At 66.9% G+C, this 19785-nt stretch carries 18 protein-coding genes and 1 tRNA gene; 9 read left to right on the top strand and 10 right to left on the bottom strand.

Going from position 1 to position 19785, the window contains the following annotated elements; genetic code table 11:
* Positions 1-75: 75 nt before the first annotated feature.
* Positions 76-594: a DUF1269 domain-containing protein gene (locus tag AC1DRO_RS01810; RefSeq protein ID WP_476949588.1), complete on the top strand. Its 519-nt coding sequence runs from the start codon at positions 76-78 to the stop codon at positions 592-594.
* Between the two features lie 75 nt (positions 595-669).
* Here the strand turns inward: AC1DRO_RS01810 and mshC are convergent, their stop codons facing one another.
* Entirely contained in the window at positions 670-1950 is a 1281-nt protein-coding gene (mshC, locus tag AC1DRO_RS01815) for a cysteine--1-D-myo-inosityl 2-amino-2-deoxy-alpha-D-glucopyranoside ligase (protein ID WP_476949589.1), read from the bottom strand.
* Positions 1951-1965: 15 nt separating this feature from the next.
* Positions 1966-2799 (bottom strand): undecaprenyl-diphosphate phosphatase, encoded by an 834-nt coding sequence (locus AC1DRO_RS01820; RefSeq protein ID WP_476949590.1) that lies wholly within the window; start codon positions 2797-2799, stop codon positions 1966-1968.
* A 50-nt stretch (positions 2800-2849) separates the two neighbouring features.
* On the opposite strand from AC1DRO_RS01820, the gene AC1DRO_RS01825 reads away from it, so the two are divergent.
* Positions 2850-3785 (top strand): aldo/keto reductase, encoded by a 936-nt coding sequence (locus tag AC1DRO_RS01825; RefSeq protein ID WP_223916377.1) that lies wholly within the window; start codon positions 2850-2852, stop codon positions 3783-3785.
* A gap of 24 nt (positions 3786-3809) precedes the next feature.
* Here the strand turns inward: AC1DRO_RS01825 and AC1DRO_RS01830 are convergent, their stop codons facing one another.
* The gene (locus AC1DRO_RS01830; protein WP_223916379.1) at positions 3810-4082 is read right to left on the bottom strand and encodes a hypothetical protein; all 273 of its coding nucleotides are present in this window, start codon (positions 4080-4082) and stop codon (positions 3810-3812) included.
* Positions 4083-4121: 39 nt separating this feature from the next.
* On the opposite strand from AC1DRO_RS01830, the gene AC1DRO_RS01835 reads away from it, so the two are divergent.
* Positions 4122-4355 carry a DUF5703 family protein gene (locus AC1DRO_RS01835; RefSeq protein WP_018772920.1) on the top strand — a complete coding sequence of 78 codons (234 nt, stop codon included), beginning with the start codon at positions 4122-4124 and terminating at the stop codon, positions 4353-4355.
* Between the two features lie 72 nt (positions 4356-4427).
* Here AC1DRO_RS01835 and AC1DRO_RS01840 read toward each other — a convergent pair whose 3' ends face one another.
* Positions 4428-5591, bottom strand: a complete 1164-nt coding sequence (locus AC1DRO_RS01840) for an acyl-CoA dehydrogenase family protein (protein WP_476949591.1) — start codon at positions 5589-5591, stop codon at positions 4428-4430.
* Positions 5592-5607: 16 nt separating this feature from the next.
* Complete coding sequence (locus AC1DRO_RS01845; RefSeq protein WP_028275570.1) at positions 5608-6924, bottom strand: M20/M25/M40 family metallo-hydrolase; 1317 nt, start codon at positions 6922-6924, stop codon at positions 5608-5610.
* Between the two features lie 164 nt (positions 6925-7088).
* Between AC1DRO_RS01845 and AC1DRO_RS01850 the strand changes: the two genes are divergently transcribed.
* The 5 genes from AC1DRO_RS01850 to AC1DRO_RS01870 all read left to right on the top strand — a co-directional run bounded on the left by AC1DRO_RS01850 (position 7089) and on the right by AC1DRO_RS01870 (position 10729).
* Positions 7089-7171: transfer RNA gene (locus tag AC1DRO_RS01850), tRNA-Leu, on the top strand.
* Between the two features lie 689 nt (positions 7172-7860).
* Complete coding sequence (locus AC1DRO_RS01855; RefSeq protein ID WP_476949592.1) at positions 7861-8334, top strand: hypothetical protein; 474 nt, start codon at positions 7861-7863, stop codon at positions 8332-8334.
* 64 nt (positions 8335-8398) lie between these two features.
* Entirely contained in the window at positions 8399-8884 is a 486-nt protein-coding gene (locus tag AC1DRO_RS01860; protein ID WP_476949593.1) for a hypothetical protein, read from the top strand.
* Complete coding sequence (locus AC1DRO_RS01865) at positions 8881-9846, top strand: hypothetical protein (protein ID WP_476949594.1); 966 nt, start codon at positions 8881-8883, stop codon at positions 9844-9846. Before AC1DRO_RS01860 ends, AC1DRO_RS01865 begins: the two co-directional genes overlap by 4 nt.
* A 25-nt stretch (positions 9847-9871) precedes the next feature.
* Positions 9872-10729, top strand: a complete 858-nt coding sequence (locus tag AC1DRO_RS01870; RefSeq protein ID WP_476949595.1) for an oxygenase MpaB family protein — start codon at positions 9872-9874, stop codon at positions 10727-10729.
* A gap of 116 nt (positions 10730-10845) precedes the next feature.
* On the opposite strand, the gene AC1DRO_RS01875 is transcribed toward AC1DRO_RS01870, so the two are convergent.
* From AC1DRO_RS01875 to AC1DRO_RS01885, 3 genes are all read right to left on the bottom strand, one after another.
* Positions 10846-12825, bottom strand: a complete 1980-nt coding sequence (locus tag AC1DRO_RS01875) for an APC family permease (RefSeq protein WP_476949596.1) — start codon at positions 12823-12825, stop codon at positions 10846-10848.
* Between the two features lie 121 nt (positions 12826-12946).
* Positions 12947-14056 carry an AI-2E family transporter gene (locus tag AC1DRO_RS01880; protein ID WP_476949597.1) on the bottom strand — a complete coding sequence of 370 codons (1110 nt, stop codon included), beginning with the start codon at positions 14054-14056 and terminating at the stop codon, positions 12947-12949.
* Positions 14057-14086: 30 nt separating this feature from the next.
* Positions 14087-15604 (bottom strand): CYTH and CHAD domain-containing protein, encoded by a 1518-nt coding sequence (locus tag AC1DRO_RS01885; RefSeq protein ID WP_476949598.1) that lies wholly within the window; start codon positions 15602-15604, stop codon positions 14087-14089.
* A gap of 240 nt (positions 15605-15844) precedes the next feature.
* Between AC1DRO_RS01885 and AC1DRO_RS01890 the strand changes: the two genes are divergently transcribed.
* Positions 15845-16114 carry a hypothetical protein gene (locus tag AC1DRO_RS01890; RefSeq protein ID WP_028275566.1) on the top strand — a complete coding sequence of 90 codons (270 nt, stop codon included), beginning with the start codon at positions 15845-15847 and terminating at the stop codon, positions 16112-16114.
* A gap of 130 nt (positions 16115-16244) precedes the next feature.
* Here AC1DRO_RS01890 and AC1DRO_RS01895 read toward each other — a convergent pair whose 3' ends face one another.
* A complete protein-coding gene (locus AC1DRO_RS01895; protein WP_476949599.1) occupies positions 16245-17303 on the bottom strand; it encodes an alkaline phosphatase family protein in 1059 nt (352 codons plus the stop codon).
* Positions 17304-17423: 120 nt separating this feature from the next.
* Positions 17424-19682 carry a 4-alpha-glucanotransferase gene (malQ, locus tag AC1DRO_RS01900; RefSeq protein WP_476949600.1) on the bottom strand — a complete coding sequence of 753 codons (2259 nt, stop codon included), beginning with the start codon at positions 19680-19682 and terminating at the stop codon, positions 17424-17426.
* Positions 19683-19785: the final 103 nt, after the last annotated feature.

Consider the following 19785-nt stretch of genomic DNA (forward strand, 5'->3'; position numbering starts at 1 on the left):
CTGACGGCGGGCGCCCGTCGCGGCGAGAGTTGGACCTGGCCGCGACGCCGGCCAACACCGAGTGGAGGGCACACCATGACAGATCACAACTACATCTTGTTCGTGTCGTCGTACGCCGACGAGGACTCGGCGGCAGAGGATTTCAAGGCCATCAAGGGCATGGACGACGCGGCCGTCGCGGCTGCCGTCGTCCTGTCGCGTGACTCCTCGGGCAAGACCGAGGTCAAGGAGCACGGCGGCGGACTGGTAGCCGGCGGCACTAAGGCCGGCGCAGTCGGCGGGCTGGTGGTCGGACTGTTCGCTCCGCCGCTGCTGCTGTCCGGCGTGATCGGTGCCGGGATCGGCGCTGGTGTGGGTGCCATCAGGAAGCGGCATGAGGAAAAGTCCATCGGCGTCAACGCGGAGGAGTTTCTGCCGCCGGGCTCCTCGGCGATCGTTGCCATCGTCGAGGACCTCTACCTCGACCGCGTCGACAAGGCGATCAGCAAGGCCACCAAGAAAGTCAGCAAGGCTGTCGAAAGTGGTGACTACGACGCCGTCGTCAAAGCCGTGAACGAGGGCGACGAGAAGATCATCGAGGCCGCTTCGTCCTGACCGGCCGACGCAGCCACCGTGGAGACGGCCGCTGGGATTTGGGATCTGCTCCGGTCGGGGCCGATCGAAAACCGGTTAGAGTTCGACGCCGAGCAGGGCGTTGACGGCGTCGCTCACCAGCGCGGCGTCCGTGGCCGATGCCTCCCCAGGGGCTGCCAGGGCGGCCTTCGCCCAGGCATCGACAGCGGCGAGTGCGCCGGGCGCGTTCAGGTCGTTGGCGAGTTCGGTCCGCAGCCCGCCAAGCAGGGCCGCGGCGGAGCCTTCCGGCGCCACGGCGAGGGCCTCGCGCCAGGTGCGGAGCCGGTCTTTGGCCTCGGCGAATCCGGCGGCGGTCCAGGACCAGTCCGTGCGGTAGTGGTGGGCCAGGATCGCGAGGCGGATCGCGGCAGGTTCTTCCCCGTCAGCCCGGAGCCTGGAAACAAGGACAAGATTGCCCTTGGACTTGCTCATCTTCTCCCCGTCGAGGCCCACCATGCCCGCGTGCGCGAAGTGGCGGGCCAGCGGCACGCCCGCCAGCGAGTACGCGTGGCCGGCGCCCATTTCGTGGTGCGGGAATATAAGGTCCGAGCCGCCGCCCTGAACGGTAAACGGCTTGGGCAGGTACTCCTGGGCGATCACGGTGCATTCGACGTGCCAGCCGGGCCGGCCCTCCCCCAGCTCGCCACCGGGCCAGCTGGGCTCGCCCTCGCGGGCAACCCGCCAGAGCAGCGGATCCAGCGCCTGGCGCTTCCCGGCCCGGCCAGGGTCGCCGCCGCGTTCGGCGAAGAGTTCCAGCATTTCGGCGTCGGAGAGTCCGGAAATGGATCCCAGGGTCCAGGCGTCGACGTCGTCCGTCGAGTGCTTCCCGGCGGCTTCGACGTCGTAGTAGACGTCTCCGTCGGGCTCGCCGCCGGTGCCGGGGACGCGGTACGCGAGTCCGTTGCGCAGCAGGCGCTCGATGGCGGGAACGATCAGGGGAACGGCCTCGACGGCACCGATGTAGTGGTCCGGGGCGAGGACGTTCAGGGCCTCCATGTCGGTCTGGAACAGCTCGATTTGGCTCGCGGCGAGATCGCGCCAGTCGACGCCGGTGGCCGTGGCGCGCTCCAGGAGGGGATCGTCGACGTCGGTCACGTTCTGGACGTAGGCGACGTGCTGGCCGCCGTCCCGCCACGCGCGGTTGAGGAGGTCGAAGGCGACATAGCTGGCCGCGTGGCCCATGTGCGTGGCGTCATAAGGGGTGATGCCGCAGACATACATGGACTGCTCACCCGTGGCCTCCAGGGTGACAATTCCGCCCTTGGCGGTATCGAAGAGGCTCAGGGCGGGCATGCTGCCGGGGAGCTGGGCAACAGGGCGGGAGGTCCAGGATTTCACAGACCAAGCCTAGTGCTAGGCGCTGATGACATTGAAACCGAGGAGCAGGAACAGCGACATTCCCAGGATGATCCGGTACCAGACGAAGAGCCGGTAGCCGCGGGTGGAGACGTATTTCAGGAACCAGCCGATGATGACGTATCCCACAATGAAGGCGATCACGGTGGCCAGGGCAGTTTCCGGGAGCCCGTACGGGCCGGTGATGCCTTCCTTGGAGACCACTTTGTACAACTGGTAAAGTCCGCTGCCGAACACGGCGGGGATGGCCAGCAGGAAGGAGTAGCGGGCCGCCGCCTCACGGGTGTAGCCCATCAGGAGCCCGGCGCTGATCGTGCCGCCGGAGCGGGACACACCGGGGAACAGGGCCAGGGCCTGCGCCAGTCCGTAATAGAGGCCATGTCTGTAGGTCAGCTGCGTCAGTTCACGGTCCTGCCGGCCGATGGTGTCGGCTACCGCGAGGACCATGCCGAAGATAATCAGCATGGTCGCGACGCCCCACAGGCTGCGGAGTACCGATTCGATCTGGTCCTGGAACAGCAGGCCCAGGACGATGATCGGGATGCTGCCCAGGATCACCAGCCAGCCCATGCGCGCATCCGGGTCCTGCCGGGAGACTTTGCCGGTCAGCGAACCGGACCAGGCGCGGATGATCCGCAGGATGTCGCGCCAGAAATAGACGATCACCGCCGTCTCGGTGCCCAGCTGCGTGATGGCCGTGAAGGCGGCGCCGGGATCGGACGCTTCCGGGAGGAAGGCGCCGACAATCCGCAGATGGGCGCTCGAGGAAATCGGGAGGAACTCGGTCAGCCCCTGTACCAGGCCCAGCAGAGCCGCTTGTATCCAGTTCACGTTTATAGACCCTACGTTACGAAGCAGCCCGACCCCGTAAGCTAGCTGACATGCAGCAGCGTTATGTCGGCAACAGTGGGTTGCGCGTGTCCGCCCTATCCCTCGGCACCATGTCCTGGGCCAGGGAAACCGAGGAACAGGATGCCGCCGCCCTGGTGCGCTCCTTCGTCGATGCCGGCGGAACCCTGATCGATACGGCGGCGTCCTACGCCGACGGGCAGGCCGAGGCGATGCTCGGCGGAATACTGGGCGACGTCGTGGCGCGCTCCGAAGTGGTGATCTCCACAAAGGCCGGACTGACGACGGCGGACGGTCGCCGCAGCGTCGACACATCCCGCAACGGCATGCTCTCCGGGCTGGACGCGAGCCTGGCCCGAATGGGAACCGATTACGTGGATCTCTGGTTCGCGCACGCCTGGGATCCGAATGTTCCGCTGGAGGAAACCCTGTCAGCGCTGGACCACGCGGTGCGGTCCGGCCGGGCGCGTTACGCCGGTGTCTCCAATTTCAACGGCTGGCAGACTGCAAAGGCCGCCGCAATCGCGGGCTTCCCCCTCGTGGCCAACCAGTCCGAATACTCGCTCCTGCAGCGCAACGCGGAGATTGAGCTCATTCCGGCCATCGAGGACGCGGGGCTGGGCCTGATGGCCTGGGCTCCGATGGGACGCGGCGTCCTGAGCGGCAAATACCGCGGCCACATCCCGGCTGATTCCCGGGCCGCCAACCAGCGGTTGGCGACGTACGTGGAACCCTATCTCGAGGGACCGGCGTCCAGCGTGGTGGAAGCCGTCGCCATGGCGGCGAAGGGGCTCGGCCGGACTGCCCTGGATGTGTCGCTGAGCTGGCTGTTGTCCCAACAGGGGGTGGCAACCGCCGTCGTCGGTCCCCGGACACCGGTTCAACTCAAGGAGATCCTGGATTCGGCGCTCGCGCCGCTGCCGCCGGAGATCGCGCAGGCGCTCGAAGACGTGTCCGACCCCGGCTGAGGCCGCGGAGATCCGCAGGTCCCCTTAGTTCTCGGAATTCTCGAGGATCTCGAGGTCCTCTTCGTCGTCGACATCGTCTTCGTCGCCGTCTTCGTCGCCGTCGATCACTTCGAGCGGCGTCACTTCCCCATACGCCTCATACAGGGCATCGTCGTAGACTTCAAAGGCATCGGCAACGGCGAAGAACGCCGCCTCGACCGCGGGATCCCCGTCACTTCTGCGGGCGGAGGCCGCCGCCAGGTGTTCTTCCAGTGCAGAGGTCAGGGACTGAAGCGCGACACGCGGATCGATGCTCATGACTTCACGTTAGTCGGAAAAAGACGAAAATGGAGAGCAATGAAAGAACATTTTCTGAGCAGCTCGGTCCGGCGGGAACGGGACTATGTCAAGCAGTACGAGTACCTCGTTCTGACGGTCGGTCCTGAGGATTCGCTCCCCGAGGCCCGCCGCCGGCTCGTGGAGCATTCCGAGTACGGCAAATGGGAACTGGAACGCAGCCGCCTCTACGTGGGCGGCGGGCGGCGTTTCTGGCTGCGCCGGAAAGTCATCCAGGTCCAGCGCACCGTCTAGGCCGCACACGGATCCCGGCCGCGCATCAGCTGGGATCGGCAGCCGCGAACGCCGCGGGGAGTCCTGGGCCCTCTAGGGTGTCTCCAGCGGGCCCAGCCAGGCGTTCGCCACGGTATTGTGCGCCGATTCGTCATCTGATGGGTGGAACATGCCGGCGAGCACGTCCCGGTACAGCCGTTCGAGCTCGGAGCCGCGGAAGTAGCTGGAGCCGCCGGATACCCGGATGGCGAGGTCCACCACGGTGCGGGCCGTCTCCGTGGCCCGGACTTTGAGCCCCACGAGCCGGGGGAACCATTGGCTGCCGTGGTCCGCGAGGCCGTCGACGTCGGCCGCTACGGAGGACAGCTGCGGGTAGAGCGCATCCATGGCCATCGCCGCTTCCGCCACCTTCCAGCGGATGTCCGGGTCCTGGGCGTAGCTGCGGCCACCGTTCTTGAACGATGTCCGGCGCTGCACGGCTTCCACCCCGAGCGTGAGGGCCCGTTCGCCGATTCCGGTGTACACCGCGGCGAGGAGGGTCTCGAAGCAGGCGAAGATCGCGAAGATCAGCGGGTCTGCGTTGGGGCCCACGGGCAGTTTCCGGAAGATCCGTTCGGCCGGGACGACGGCGCCCTCCAGCAGGGTCGTGTTGGACTGGCTGGCCCGCATGCCGAGCGTGTCCCAGTCGGGCAAAATCTCGTAGCCGGGGGTTTCCCGGGTGATGAACCCGTGGACCAGTTCTCCGGTGCCGTCCGCAGCGTGGGCGTCGTTCCCGAAGATGCCCAGTCGTGTCCACGCCGGTGACAGGCTGGTGAAGATCTTGCGGCCCGTGAAGCTGTAGCCGCCGCCGGGCAGCGGGACGGCCTCCGTGCGGGAATCGAACAGCACGGAGTCGTTGCCTGCCTCCGAATTGCCGAAGGCGAAGACCTCACCCTGTGCCGCCTCCTGGAGGATGAAATCCAGCGAGGAGTCACCGCGGGCGGCAAGGACGTGGGCGACGCCGGTCCACACCAGGTGCATATTGACGGCCAGCGCGGTGGCCGGCGCCGCGGTCGCCAGCCTGCGTTGCAGCTGCGCCGCTTCCGCCAGCCCGAGTCCGAGTCCGCCGTCGATCACCGGGACGAAAAGTTTCAGGTAGCCGGCCGCCGTGAGGTCCGCCAAGTCCTCGTGGAAGAAGGCGTTGTCGCGGTCGTAGCCGGCGGCGCGGCCGCGGATCCGTTCCAGCAGCGGACCGCTCAGGATGTCCTCGGGCGTCATGGCAGGCGGTCTCCGCTCAGTAGTTGGTGAGCAGGGTGTCCAGCACCCGTGCGCCGAATTTCAGGGAATCCGCCGGGACCCGTTCGTCGACGCCGTGGAACATGCCGGTGAAGTCGAGCTCGTCCGGCAGCATCAACGGGGCGAAGCCGTAGCCGGTGATGCCGAGCCGGCTCAGGGACTTGTTGTCGGTCCCGCCGGAGAGCGTGTACGGCAGCACCTTGGCGCCCGGATCCTCGGAATGCAGGGCATCGATCATCGAATCGACGAGGTTGCCGGCGAACGGCACCTCCAGCGAGACGTCGTTGTGCACGTAGCTGATGTCCACTCCGGTGCCGGCGAGTTCGCGCACGATTTCCAGCACCTGCTGTTCCTGCCCGGGCAGGGTGCGGCAGTCGATGAGGGCCTCGGCCGATTCCGGAATGACGTTGTGCTTGTAGCCGCCTTTGAGCAGGGTGGGGTTGGTGGTGTTCTGCAGTGTGGCGCCGACGAAGCGGGCCACCGTGCCGAGTTCCTTCAGGATCTTCTCCGGATCGTCGGGATCGAATTCGACCCCGGTGAGTTCGGTGACGCCGTCGAGGAACTGCCGCGTGGTGGGCGTGAGCTCGATCGGCCAGTTGTAGGCACCAATCCGGGAGACCGCGCCGGCAAGCCTGGTCACGGCGTTGTCGGTGTTGATCTGGGAGCCGTGGCCCGCGCGGCCGTGGGCCACCAGGCGGAGCCAGGAGAGGCCCTTTTCCGCCGTCTGGAGCAGATAGGTGCGCTGGCCGCCGATGGTGGCGGAGAAGCCGCCGACTTCGGAGATCGCCTCCGTGGCGCCCTCAAAGAGTTCGGGCCGCTTCTCGACGGCGTAGCGGGCGCCGTAGGTGCCGCCGGCTTCCTCATCGGCGAAGAACGCGAAGATGAGGTCGCGCTTGGGTTTGCGTCCCGTGCGGGCGAAATTGCGCAGCACGGACAGGATCATGGCGTCCATGTCTTTCATGTCCACGGCGCCGCGTCCCCAGATCAGGCCGTCCTTCAGTTCGGCGCCGAAGGGGTCAACCGACCACTGTTCGCGCAGGGCCGGGACGACGTCCAGGTGGCCGTGGACCACCAGGGCGCTGGCGGAGGGGTCCTCCCCCGCCAGCCGGGTGACTACGCTGGCTCGGCCGGGTGCTGCTTCGAAAATTTCGGCGTCCAGCCCGACTTCGGCCATGAGCCCGGCGGTGTATTCGGCGGCCGCGCGTTCACCGGGGCCGGAGCCGTCGCCGTAGTTGGACGTGTCGATCCGGATCAGCTCCTGGCAGATCCTGACGACCTCATCCTCTGGCCTGGTTTCGGTCCGGTTGTCAGTCATAGCGGCTCCTCGTGGCGGGTGGCTCAATTGCTTGCTTCAGCCTACCCACACCACCCCCGCGGACCCCGATTATTTGTTTCCGGAAAAGTCGTGCTAGAGTCTTTCTCGCTGCTTCCGAGAAAAGCAAAACGCTGAACGGCGAAACGAACTCGGAATTACCACCTGCGCGGGTGGCGGAATGGCAGACGCGCTAGCTTGAGGTGCTAGTCCTCGAAAGGGGGTGGGGGTTCAAGTCCCCCTCCGCGCACAAGGGAAAACCCCTGGAATCCACGGATTCCAGGGGTTTTTTTTCGGCTTCCCCGCAGACGGGCTACGGCGTCGCCCCCGCTGCCGCTGAGTAGCAATACCCGCTGCCCCGGCCAGGAGCCCACCGGACGTGCCCGCCAAAGGATGGCCGCACAGCGTTCTCGCCTCGTGGCCGCCGGCGTAGAGTCTGCGCAAGAGACTTGCAAGCAAATCGAGGGATGACAAATGACAGTTAAAGGCTGGAACCCGCTGGTGCTATTGCCCGTCGCGTTCATCGTGGTCTTCGTGGTTTGGGCAGCTCGACGGGCCCGAGGCCGGACGTCCAAGGACTAGCGACTCGCTGAGCGGGGAGCGCATCGTCTCCCGCGGCGGCCGCCGTCGACAGGAACACTGGGACCTCACGCCGCCGGGCCAACCAAAAGACCGCATCCCTGCCGGCCCCCCAAAAGCTCCTGCAGGAATGCGGCCGTCGTGGCGTCAGCCGGAGCGCGGCTCCCCTGACGGGCAACCCTTAGGCTGCGTGCCTCCACTATGGAGGCGGTACCGGAGGCGTGGCCCGGCTCCCCTCCGGTGCAGAAATAGACATGTCCAATTCTGTTTTCAGAGGGTAATGCAAAATTATTGGACATGTCCAATCGGATGATATTGTCTTCTGGTTCCACCCTTCGACCTCAGAAAAGGAGCCGCGCGATGAACGACGCGTCAGTCGATTCCGGGCCGGGCGCGGCACTCGCAAGGAAGCTGAACCTTCTCCTTGATTCTTCGGAAGCCGCCGGGAAGAAGATCACCTTCAACGACGTCAGCGCCGCCATGAAGGCGGCCGGTACTCCGATCTCCCGCGCCCGCTGGCACTACATGCGCACCGGGTCCGGGCCCGAGGTGAAGAAGACCGAGCTCCTGCAGAACCTCGGAAAGTTTTTCGGCGTGAACCGCGACTACCTGCTGCACGACCAGGACGAGCTGCCCCAGAAAGTCGAAGCCCAGCTCGACCTCCTGGCCAGCATGCGGGCCAACAAGGTCCGCAATTTCGCTGCCCGGCAACTCGGCGGCCTGTCACCCGAGACGCTCCTTCAGATCCGGGACCTCATCGACGAGCAACTGGCGGAGACGAACGTCACTTCTTCCGACACGCCGGGCGCCGGAAAGGCCCCTGAACAGGGCTGATACGCTCCTCCTTGGAGTCGGAGGGACTCCGGCCCCTTATCGGACCATCCCAAGGATCAGCTCCATGGATTACAGCGTCGCCCGAGCGCGGGCCCGGACTGCGGAAGAAGGCCTGCGGCTGCAGGTACCGGTCTCCATGGGTTCCATCCAGACCCACCTGGAGACCGCGAGCGGGCGTCCGATTGTCATCAAGCCGATCGAGAACACCCCCACCGACAAGGTCTGTGGCCTGTGGTTCGGCATGGACGGCCTGGACCTCATCCTCCACGCCAAGGCGGCGTCAGAGGTGCACCGCCAGCAGATCGTCCTGCACGAGTTCGCCCACATGATCCTCCGGCACGAGCAGGAAGTCCTCTCGCACGACTACGCCCAGGTCTTCTTCCCGGACCTCGACCCGGAGCGCGTCGTCTCGGCCCTGAAACGCACCGACTTCGCCGACGAGCTCGAGGTAACGGCCGAACTCCTTGCCGACCGGCTTGCCTCCCGCATCCGCCGCTCCTACCAGCAGCCGGACGCGGAGCCGGGCAACTTCGGGGCGGTCTTCGGATGATGCAGTTCCTGATGGCCGCGGCGCTGTTCCTGTTGGCCGGTGCCCGCATTCCCGCCCTGCTTCGCAGCCGGAGCGACCTGGTGTTCACCTGTGCCGTGTACGGAGGCGTGGGCTCTTTGCTCATGTCCCCGGTTGTCTACGTCCCCGTCGATACGGCCCTGGGCGGCATGAACCTGGTCAAACTGGTCCTGAACTCCCTGATGATTGTCTCTCTCTGGTATCTGCGCCTCGCCGCATACGCCGCCATCGCCCCGGAAGCCGGCGGCCGCCGGTCCTGGTGGACACGCACACTTCCGTTGACGCTCACGCTGAGCCTGCAGACCGCGTTCTTCCTCCTCGCAGGACCCACCGTCACGACCCCCGCCTGGGGCATCTACGAGGACCGTTTCCCGGCTCTCCTGTTCTCACTGATGCTCACCCTCTTCATCTGTTCGATGAGCGCGGAAATTGCCGTGATCTGCTTCCGCTACGTCCCGCGGATGAGCCGCCCGTTCCGCGTCGGTTTCTCCATGCTGGGCGCCGGCTGCATCATGGGCTTCCTGGTGATGGCCGAGATGTGTCTGTCCCTCTTGGCCCGGCACCTGACATTCCTGGCCGTACTGGTCAGGCCTGACTTCCCGTACCATCAGCTGGAACTGGTCGCGACCGTCCTGGCCGGCGCCGGACTCACGATCCCGGCGGTTGCCGGCAGGGCTGCCCGCAAAAACCTGCACCGCCGGAACACCGAAACCCTCGCACGCGTCGAGGCCATCTGGTCCAAGGCGCTGCAGAGCACGTCGCTTGACCGGACCCTTGAGGCCGACCCCCAGGCGCCGGTACAGGACAGGCTGCACCGGATGGTTGTCGAAATCCGGGACGCTGAACTCGCTGCGGGCACTTCGGCGACCTTCCTGACCGCGGAGGAGCGCAGCTACCTGCTCTCCGTTGAAGCAAAGCTCCATAACTCCCCTGCCCCGGCATAGCTTGCGACAGCTACGGAAAGCCCCCATGCAACTCCTCACGCACCCGACCCGCCGAACACGCCCGAGCGGTAAGGACATGTACGGGATCTACCGGAACATGGTCCTCTTCGATTTCAAGACTGAAATCCATTCGGGCTTCTTCGTCGCCTACTACCGCAACTTCGCCATCCCCTCCACAGCAAGGACCCTGGCGGCGACCGGGGAGATGAAATCCCGGCCGATGAAGCGCTCCTACGACACCGGCATCGTCCTCCACGAGATCATCGCCAACGGGTTCGAGCACGAACGCAGCCAGGCCATGATCAACCTGCTCCGCCGGGTCCACAAGGGGGTGCCCGGTACCCCGGACGACTTCGCCTACGTCCTCATGACCTTGCTTGTGCTGCCGCTGCGCTGGACCGAACGTCACGGCTGGCGCCGGCTGACGGAGCTGGAGAAGCGGGCCGCCACGGACTTCTACGCCGAACTGGGCCGGCGGATGGGGCTCGAGGGCATCCCGGCCACCTTCGCGGAGGCGGAGCGGTTCCTGGACGAATACGAGGACCGGAACATGGGCCCGAGCCCCGAGGGTTCGATGCTGTTCAATGCGACCGTCGCGGCCTTCGCCAGCCGTATCCCCGCCCTGCTTCGCCGGTTCACCCCGACCATCCTGGCGCTGATGATGGACAAACCCCAGGTCGCTGTGGCCCTGGGCCTGAAACCTGCCCCGGCAGTGCTGCGCGTGCCGTTCAATGCGGTGCTGCGGTTCCGCTCCCTCAAGGCCAGGCTGCGTCCGTTGCCGACCGAGCCCATATTCGTGCCGGGAAGGATGTCCGTCGTGGCATACCCGGACGGATACACCCTGGACCAGATCGGCCCTTGGGGGAAATCAGCCAACGTCTGAGGCCCGGGGACCGGGTGTGAGCTTAGACACGGGTCGCAGGACACGGACAGCCCCGCCGGAATCGGAACTGCTCAAATCCCGGCGGGGCTGTTCGTTGTGGTCAGAGTGCGCTCTGCCTACCCCACGTGGATGGCGGGCCGGAGTGCCTGGTCGGGCTCTGTCTCGCGGAGGATTTCGCGCACCAGCGGCGCGGTGTCGCCCTCACCCAGGAACAGGTACCGCATGAGGTGGCCGACGGGGTTGCCCTCGGACCACTCGAAATAGCACTGGGGCTTCGTGCCGGTCGAGTCGCGCATGGCCAGCAGGACGGCCGCGATCGCGTTCGGCACGGCCGGGGACTTCACCCGCAGGACCCTGTAGCCGTCCACTTCGACGCCTTCGACCCGGAGCGTGTGGCTGAACGCCGAAGGATCGGAGATTTCCACTTCCAGGAAGATGACATCCGCCGGGCCCGGGACGGGGTTCAGCCCGCGCTGTTCGTACTCTTTGTCCGCGTATTCAGCCTTGTCACCGGCCTGGCGTTTGTTGGCGATGACGTTCAGTTGCCCGTCGAAGGCAATCGAATCGGTGATGAACTGCCGGGCTGCCTCGTCGAACTCGATGGTTTCCAGCCGCAGTTCGGTGGTGCGCTGGACCCGGGAGATGAGCGAGACGACGATGATGCCGGCGATGAAGAACGCCGAGATCGCAATGCCGTCGGGCTTTTCGATGACATTGGCGGCCAGCGCGTACAGCAGGACCAGGGTCAGCGCACCGAAGCCGATGGTGCCGGCGCGGCTGTGCCGGCGGATCGCGGAGACGGTCACGGCGACGGCTCCGGAAACCATCATGGCCAGGATGCCGGTGGCGTAGGCACCTGCCTGGGCGTTGACGTCGGCGTTGAAGGCGATGGTGATGCCGATGCTCAGTACGGTGTAGACGATCACGACCGGGCGGACGGCCCGGCCCCATTCCGGCGCCATGCCGTAGGCCGGCAGGTACCGGGGCACGATGTTGATGAGCCCGGCCATGGCGGAGGCTCCGGCGAACCAGAGGATCAGGGCGCTGGAAATGTCGTATACGGTGCCGAACCCGGCGCCGAACAGGTCGTGGGCGAGGAACGCCAGGGCGCGGCCGTTGGCCTGTCCGCCCTCCTCGAACTCCTTGGCCGGGATCATGACCGTGGTGAGGAAGCTGGTGGACATCAGGTAGACGCTCATGATGGCCGCCGCCGTGGTGAGCAGCTTGCGGGTGTTCCTGACCCGGGACGCCATGACCTGCTCGGGGCTGTCGCCGGTGGCCCTGATCAGCGGCATCATCGAGACGCCGGTCTCGAACCCGGACAGGCCCAGGACCAGCAAGGGGAAGGCGATGACGGCCGGGCCGATCAGGTCCATGGGGCCGCCGCCGGCGCTGGCGAGCAGCCGGTCGGTCCAGCCGGCGATCAGGGACGGATCGGAGAAGACGTGCATGAACCCGGCGGCGACGACGGCGGCGTTCAGGAGCAGGTAGACGGCCACAAGCGGAATGGCGACGCCCACGGCCTCATTGAAGCCGAGCAGGAACACCCCGCCCAGGATCAGCAGCAGGATCACCGTGATGATCACGGCACTGCCTTTCAATCCCGCAGGGACGATCGGGTTCTCCAGCAGGTGCACCGTCGCGTCGGCTCCGGAGAGGGTGATGGTGATGATCCACGAGGTCGCCACGAACCCGAGCAGCAGCAGCACGAAGAACTTGCCGCGCCAGAACGGAAGCAGCTTCTCCAGCATGGCAACCGAGCCCTGCCCGTGCGGGCTCTCCTGCGCGACCCGGCGGTACATGGGCAGCATGCCCAGCAGGGTCAGGGCCACAATGAGCAGGGTGGCCAGCGGCGACAGGGCACCGGCGGCCAGGGCGGCGATACCGGGAAGGTAGGACAGGGTTGAGAAATAGTCGACACCGGTCAGGCACATGACTTTCCACCAGGCGTTGGGCTTGTGATCTTCCTCGGCTTCGGGGCCGGCGGGTGCGACCTGGTTGGCCAGTAGCCAGCGGACCAGGGGCTTGTGGTCCGGGCGGTCGGCCTGCTTCAGGTCAACTTGGGCCGGGACGGCGTGGTCAGAAGTGGTCTGCATCGGATCTTTCTGTTGGTGGCCGGGCGTGTGCCGGGCAGGAGCAAGTCCTGGGAACCGGTCAATTGTAGTGCCGGGCCCCCCTTGCAGCGGCCAGCTGCAGGCAGCGTCCGGAACGGCGAGGCTACCGCGGCTCTGGTCCGGGCAGCTCCGGCCCGGGCGGCTCAAGTCCGGGCAGCGGGTCCTTGCCGGTCCATGTCTTCACGACCGTCCACGTGACGGCGGTGATCGGCACGGCCAGCAGCGCGCCGACAATGCCGGCCAGTATGGTGCCGGCAGCCAGGACGAGCAGTATCGCCAGGCCGTGGATGCTGAGGACCCTGCCCATCAGGACCGGCTGCAGGAAGTGGTGTTCGAGCTGGTTCACGCCGATGACCACGGCCACAACAATGAGCGTCTGGACCAGTCCGTTGGAGACCAGCGCGACGACAATGGCGAGGGTGCCAGCGACGGTAGCGCCGACGATCGGGATGAATCCGCCGATGAAGATGAACACTCCCAGCGGCAGGGCCAGCGGCACTCCCATGATGGCGAGGGTGATCCCGACGACGAGACCGTCAACCGCGGCCACCATGGCCGTGCCGCGGACATACCCGCCCAGGACGACGGTACTGCGATCCGCCGCCAGCCGTGCCTTGGCGCGCTGGTCGGCCGGCAGCATGCCAATGAGAAAGGCCCGGATTTCGGGCCCGTCCTTGAGGAAGAAGAACAGGGTGACGGCCATCAGCACCGCGCCGGTGAAGATTTCCACCGCGGTGCGGGCACCGGTGAGGGCTTCTGCACTGAACGTGCTCGAGGTGAAGAACTCCCGCACCGAGTCCATGACGGCGGTGATCTGTTGGTCGCTGACAGGGACAGGTCCGTGGTTCAGGAATGAGTGCAGTTGCTCGACCCCCGCAGCGGCCCGGGCCGTGAGCTCGCCCCACTGGTTGGAGACCAGAATGACGATGCCGGCGATGACGCTGCCGAAAACGGCGAGAATGGCCACGAACGAGGCAACCACCGCGAGGGCGCGCGGCCATGCGTGCCCGGTGAGCCAGCGGACCAGCGGGGAGATCGCTGCGGCCAGGATAACGGCGATGAGGACGGGGATGATGACGAGCGGGATGCGGCTGGCGGCCCAGATGATCGCCCATGCGAGGGCGGACACGGCGAGGACCTGCACGGAGCGGATGCTGGCGCGGCCCAGTCCGTCCGACCAGATGGCCGGCATTGCGCTGCGGGGTTCGATCATAGGGGTTCTCCCGGCATTCGGACGCGGTGGCTAGGCCCAGCGCAGGGGTTTCGGCCTGGCCTGTTGCCACGCATCGTAGAACCGCAAGCGGGCTTCGTTGCCGCGCTGCTGCTCAAGGGCGTGCAGGCGCCCGAAGGTAAATCCGGCGCCGGGGCCAGCCGCGGCCTGCCCCGCCAGCACCAGTAGGGTTTCCCGGGTGACCACGCTGTCCTGGAAGTCTCCGAGGATCTCCTGGATGCCCTCCGCGGCCCGGGCAACGTTCGTTGCTTGAGCGCCGAAAATGGGGGCAGCCACCTCTGCGGCATAGCGCAGCCGCTTCGCAGCCTTCCGAACTTCATGCAATGCGGCATCCTGCGGTGTCCCGCCTGCGCCGCCGTCAAGGGACCGGACCGCCGCCTTGAGGCGTTTTCGTTCCGCGGAGACGAGCCGGCCAACCGTCCCCGGCGCATCGTTGCCTGCCCCGCCGTTCAGCGGAGGTACCGCAAGGAAGGCATCGAGGGCATCGAGGAGGCGGAAGTAGCGGGTGCTGTCCAGCGCCGCCAGGCCGGCGGCAAGGCCCTGTTGCTGGACGGTGCCGAGGTGCTCCTGGATCTGCTGCGCGACTGGACCGATTAACAGCTCCGGAGGTTCGGCACTGATCATGTCCTTTAGCCGGGCACGGATGACCTCGGCGTCCCGGGCCTGGCCCACGTTGCCGGCGAGCCACTGGAGCTCGCCCCTAAGAAACCTCGCCGACGTCGTATCTGTGAGCGTTCGAAAGGTTGCCAGTGCCGACCGCAACCGGCGGGCGGCCACCCGGAATTGATGCACGGCATCGGGCGCATTGACCCGGACGCGAGGATCATTCAGCTTCACGGCGCGTACCTGTTGGGATACGTACGAGAGCATGACGTCCGAGGCCGGCCCGCTCGGGCTCGGCTTTGGAGCCGTGGCCGGATTCTCCGGATAGTCCGGTCCGAGCGACCGGGCGAGCTTGGACGGGTGCGTGGCGATGGTGACTCCCTCTGCGGCGCACAGAGCGTCAGCGTCCTGGAGCAAACGACGGGGGCCGTCGGCGAGTTCCAGTTCCCATTCCCGCCACCGCGACGGTCCCGCGCGGGTTAGCAGGGATTGGGCCTCGACACGGTCGTCACTGAAATTGGCAAGGACTGCGCCGTCGGCGGCGTATAACGGCGTCAACCTCCGGCTGGTCCGGATGTGTGAAACCGGAATCAGCGCGTGGCAGCGGGTGTGGACGAGGACCAGCTGCCGCAAATTTTCCGGCACGGCATCCTGATCGCCGCCAAGCGGCGCCCGTATCGCCCGGCGCTCCCCCACGGCGACCGGCAATTTGAGGTGCCATCCTGCATCCGGACCGCCGGACCGCCGGCACAGGGTGATCCGTTGCCTGGCCAATGCCAGTGCTTTGGTATCAAAGTAGACGGCGTCCAGCATTTCGTTGACGGGCTGCCCGGCGCGATCTACCCCAGGGATTGATGCCAGTGGCGGGAGGGCGTCGGATTCCGAAGGGCTGTACTTGCGTTCCACCTCGATCGCGTCGGCGGCCATGCTTCATTTTAGGAACTCCTGCACGCGCCGGGCGTGTGCCCAAAGGCCCCTATCGGAGGAGATTGTCATGGGAACCGGGTGCTGGGGACGGGTGGCCGCCCAGTTCAGGCCACGGCCCTGCGGAAGGCGCACAGACGCGGCGGTATGAGGCTGGAAAAATGACTTGCCCGGGCATGCGGCGGCGAGTAACTTTCGGAGCAGTGGGCCGCCGGACCGCTGGCCCCCTGCGAGAGGAACGCCATGCCAACCATAATCGGCCACCACGATGTCAAGGACAAGGATCATTGGCTTGCCTCGCCGAAGCGCGAAGAGGTGTTTGGCCCACTGGGGATCACCAACATTCGTACGTTCGTCAACCCCGAGAACCCGACGCAAGTCGCAGTGATGATGGATGTCCCTGACCTGGATGCCCTCATGGCCGCGATGCAAAATGAGGTAACGGGCGAGGCGATGGCCAGCGACGGCGTACTGCCCGAGACGCTGGTCATCCTCGTCGAGGCCAAGCCCTAGCTTCACCCGGGCGGACACCGCCGGCGGTGCAGGCGGATGTGGCGAAGCTCCGGTCAAATAGCGGTTGACCGGAGCTTCGGGTCCATTATGGGCAGTGGTTCCTGTGTATTGGCTGGGAATAGGCTGACCGCTAGTGGTTCAGCAATTGGCCCATGAGGGGCGCATTGCGGACATCGTCGGTCAGGGGGCTCAGCCCCCACACGTCCTCGATGGTGTGCAGCAAGGAATAGTGCGAGTAGGCGGCATTGGATGTGAAGTGCTTCCGCGCCGCGGGGCCGGCAAAAACCGTAGCCACCCGGTTGTCATCTTTGCTGCCTTCATCCCACGTGAGCACCAGCAGGGAGTTCTGCGCCGTGAAGGCCGGGGATCCCAGAATCCTGGGCACTTCGCGGGCGAGCCAGTCGTCTCCGGTGCCGATGGAGCAGTCGTGGGTGTCGTGGCACATGTCCGGGCTGATGAAAGCGTAGTCCGGCAGGGTCGACGGCGACTGCAGGTCCTGTCCCAGCCGGTCATACGGAACAACATGGTCCGAGCAGGAGGCCACGTCGTCCGTCACGGCAGGGTAATACATGAACGGATTATGCTTCACCGCATACCGGCGGGAGTCATGCGCGGCGCAGGGCGCGGGCATGCCCTCGGCATACATTTTCCAGGTCCGTCCGGATTGGGTGATCTCATCGGCGATCGAGCGCACATCGGCGGTGCACGAGTCCGGTTTGCAGTCGCTGGTGATCCCCGCGCTCGTTCCGCTCGTGAGGGCGAGATAGTTGGGCAGGCTCGGGTGGGTGATGGCCCGGTAGTTGGCGGCCACCGAGAATTCCGCCGCAAGCTTGTTGAAGTAGCCCGCTTCGCTGGCGCCCATGATCTGCGAGGCCGCCTTGTTCTCCTGGACGATGACCACAATGTGCGCGATTCCGCTGCTGGCCTGCCCGCCCGGGGCGGGGTGCGGGGCCGGCTGCGCGAAATACGGGGATGGTGGTGGGGCCGCGGCGGTCGTGTCCTGGCCGGGGGACGCGGGCGGCGATTCGGTCCCCGCCGGCCCGGCAGGCAGGGACCCGGCCGGTGGGGACTCGGCAGATGAGGACTGAGAAGGCGGGCCGGCCTGGAAGGGGTGCACCGACGTGCACCCCGCCAGCAGCATCGCCAGCGCCCATCCGCCGGCCAGGGAGAGTCGGCCGATCCGCGTCATCGGTCCATGCTAGCGGCCGGTATTGGTGCGGCCAATGCTGTCTGCATTCCCGGCCTCAGGCCAGGCTCAGGTCAAGAAACTACCCGCACCCGGTCCAGGGCCCGGCTCCCCCGTGTCCGGTCACCCTCCGGGATGCATCGCGCCGCGGACGGTGCCCAGCAGGGACAGGAACCGCTCGTTGTCCGGCAGGTCATCGATCAGCACCACACCCTCAGGAGCGGCCAGCGGAATGCGCCAGTTCGGGTATTCGGTGCTGGTGCCCGGCTGGTTCTGGGTCCGGGTCTCCCCCACGGCGTCGACCAGCGCCACCCCCAGCAGCGCTGACGGGGCCAGCGCCGTGTAGGCGTACAGCGCCTCCACCGTGGTCCGGACGTCTGTGCCGTTTTCTGCCAGCAGGCCGCGTGCCCGGACCCGGGCCAGCACGGCCTCCTGCTCGGCCGCGGCCTCGGCGCGTTCTTCCGCCACGGGCCGCCGCAAAAGCCCGAGCGATTCGCGCAAGGTGACGTGTTCACCGGCGAGGTAGCCCGCCGTCGGGGGGAGATCGTGGGTGTTGACACTGGTCAGGCACTGCTCGCGGTAGTGCTCCGGCGGAATCGGGCCATCGGCGTCGTATTCGAACCAGAGAATCGACGTGCCGAATATCCCCCGCTCGGCCAGGTAGCCGCGGACCCACGGCTCGAACACCCCCAGGTCTTCGCCAATCACGATCGCCCCGGCCCGTTGCGCCTCGAGGGCAAGGATGCCGATGAGCGCCTCGTGGTCGTAGTGCACATAGGTGCCGCTCTCCGGCCCCCCGCCCTCGGGGATCCACCACAACCGGAACAGGCCGAGGATATGGTCCACGCGGATGCCGCCCGCGTGCCGCAGCACGGTACGGAGCATGTCCCGGTAGGCGGCATAGCCGGATTCGGCGAGCCGGCCCGGATGCCATGGCGGCTGCGACCAGTTCTGGCCCAGCTGGTTGAACATGTCCGGGGGCGCACCAACGCTCACGCCCCGGGCAAGAACGCCGGAGAGGGTCCAGGCGTCGGCACCGCCGGGTTTTACCCCGACAGCGAGGTCATGGACGACGCCGATCCCCATCCGCGACTGGCGTGCCGAACGCTGGGCCGCCTCGAGCTGCTGGTCGCAGAGCCACTGCAGCCAGCAGTGGAATTCGATCCGGGCTGCCAGCCTCGGCCGCTGCTCGACACAGTACGGCGACGCCGGGGATGCCGCCGCTCCGGCCCATTCCGGTGCCGACGGCGGCAGCGCTTCGGCGAGCGCAGACCACAGCGCAAAGTCCTCGAGCCCCTGCCCCTGCTCGGCGCAGAAGTCGGCGAACTGCCGGGTGCGCGCCGGCCCGCGGCGGACCGCAAACACGCGTTCCAGCGCCGAGAGCTTTGCCGCGTAACTGGCGTTGCGGTCCAGGAGGTCCCGGGAACGGTTGGCCGCCTGCTGGCCTTCGGCCAGGCGTGCCACCTCGGCCCGGCCGGCTGCGTCCAGGTAACCGTATTCCGGGATTTCCTCCACCCGCAGGTAGAGCGGGTTGAAGAAGCGCCGTGTGGTGGGCAGGTACGGGGAGTCCTCGACCGGCGGCACTGGTTCGGCGGCATGCAGCGGATTGACGAGCACAAAGCCGGCCCCCTGCTCCCCGGCAACCTCGGCGAGGTCCCCGAGATCGGCGAAGTCGCCAATCCCCCAGGACCGGGAGGACCGCACGGAGTACAGCTGGGCCGTCAGTCCCCAGGTGCGGCGTTCCTTGAGCAGGGCCGAGGCCCGGAGCCGGCCGGGCGTAACTACCAGCGGACACTGCACCGCCGTGCCCGCGGCGTCGGCTCTCAAGGTATGCCAGCCGAGACCGAGGCCGCCGGGTATCGCGAACGTGGCACGTCCCGTGAGGACGCCGTCGACGTCGACCGGCTGGTCCCAGTTCTCCCGCTGGGCGGCCTCATAGCTGCTGCCGTCCTCGGCGTCGATCCAGACGCGGACTTCGCTTCCGTGCGGGACGTGGACCTCGACGCGGGACTCCTGTCCCTCCCTCACTACAAGGACCGGGGGCAGGATGCGCCGCCAGGGTGCCAGCCGGGACTCGGCCAGGGAGCGTTGCTGCTCCTGGGGCCCGTTGGCGGGGACCCCGAGGGCCGCCAGCACGTCCTGCAGGGTCCCGGCGGCCACGGAACGCTGCACTCCGTCCCAGCCCCAGTAGCTGGTGTCGACGCCATGGGCTGCGGCGAGTTCGCGCAGGAGCGTGTCGGCCGTATTAGTGTCCCCGGTCTGCCCGGGACTTTCGGGGGCCGCGGCGTTGCCGGCGTCTGCAGGATGATTGGGGTTTGGACGGTCGGGGTTTGGGCGGCCCTCGGGCGTTGCGGGGGTCTCGGGGTGCGTCTGGTCCACCATGCGCCCACTCTAGACGCTGCCCCCACCGCCCGCGCCCGTTCCGTGGATGTGGGAATCATCTACCAGTTCGTTGAGTGCTTGGCCGGCACCCGGCGCGGACGGC

The sequence above is a fragment of the Arthrobacter sp. P4_F11 genome, assembly GCF_056401395.1.

Bases quoted from the DNA above. Each gene is read 5' to 3' on its own strand.
- AC1DRO_RS01810 (WP_476949588.1), top strand. From the start codon at position 76: ATGACAGATCACAACTACATCTTGTTCGTGTCGTCGTACGCCGACGAG.
- AC1DRO_RS01825 (WP_223916377.1), top strand. From the start codon at position 2,850: ATGCAGCAGCGTTATGTCGGCAACAGTGGGTTGCGCGTGTCCGCCCTA.
- AC1DRO_RS01830 (WP_223916379.1), bottom strand. From the start codon at position 4,082: ATGAGCATCGATCCGCGTGTCGCGCTTCAGTCCCTGACCTCTGCACTG.
- AC1DRO_RS01835 (WP_018772920.1), top strand. From the start codon at position 4,122: ATGAAAGAACATTTTCTGAGCAGCTCGGTCCGGCGGGAACGGGACTAT.
- AC1DRO_RS01840 (WP_476949591.1), bottom strand. From the start codon at position 5,591: ATGACGCCCGAGGACATCCTGAGCGGTCCGCTGCTGGAACGGATCCGC.
- AC1DRO_RS01845 (WP_028275570.1), bottom strand. From the start codon at position 6,924: ATGACTGACAACCGGACCGAAACCAGGCCAGAGGATGAGGTCGTCAGG.
- AC1DRO_RS01855 (WP_476949592.1), top strand. From the start codon at position 7,861: ATGAACGACGCGTCAGTCGATTCCGGGCCGGGCGCGGCACTCGCAAGG.
- AC1DRO_RS01860 (WP_476949593.1), top strand. From the start codon at position 8,399: ATGGATTACAGCGTCGCCCGAGCGCGGGCCCGGACTGCGGAAGAAGGC.
- AC1DRO_RS01865 (WP_476949594.1), top strand. From the start codon at position 8,881: ATGATGCAGTTCCTGATGGCCGCGGCGCTGTTCCTGTTGGCCGGTGCC.
- AC1DRO_RS01870 (WP_476949595.1), top strand. From the start codon at position 9,872: ATGCAACTCCTCACGCACCCGACCCGCCGAACACGCCCGAGCGGTAAG.
- AC1DRO_RS01875 (WP_476949596.1), bottom strand. From the start codon at position 12,825: ATGCAGACCACTTCTGACCACGCCGTCCCGGCCCAAGTTGACCTGAAG.
- AC1DRO_RS01880 (WP_476949597.1), bottom strand. From the start codon at position 14,056: ATGATCGAACCCCGCAGCGCAATGCCGGCCATCTGGTCGGACGGACTG.
- AC1DRO_RS01885 (WP_476949598.1), bottom strand. From the start codon at position 15,604: ATGGCCGCCGACGCGATCGAGGTGGAACGCAAGTACAGCCCTTCGGAA.
- AC1DRO_RS01890 (WP_028275566.1), top strand. From the start codon at position 15,845: ATGCCAACCATAATCGGCCACCACGATGTCAAGGACAAGGATCATTGG.
- AC1DRO_RS01895 (WP_476949599.1), bottom strand. From the start codon at position 17,303: ATGACGCGGATCGGCCGACTCTCCCTGGCCGGCGGATGGGCGCTGGCG.
- malQ (WP_476949600.1), bottom strand. From the start codon at position 19,682: ATGGTGGACCAGACGCACCCCGAGACCCCCGCAACGCCCGAGGGCCGC.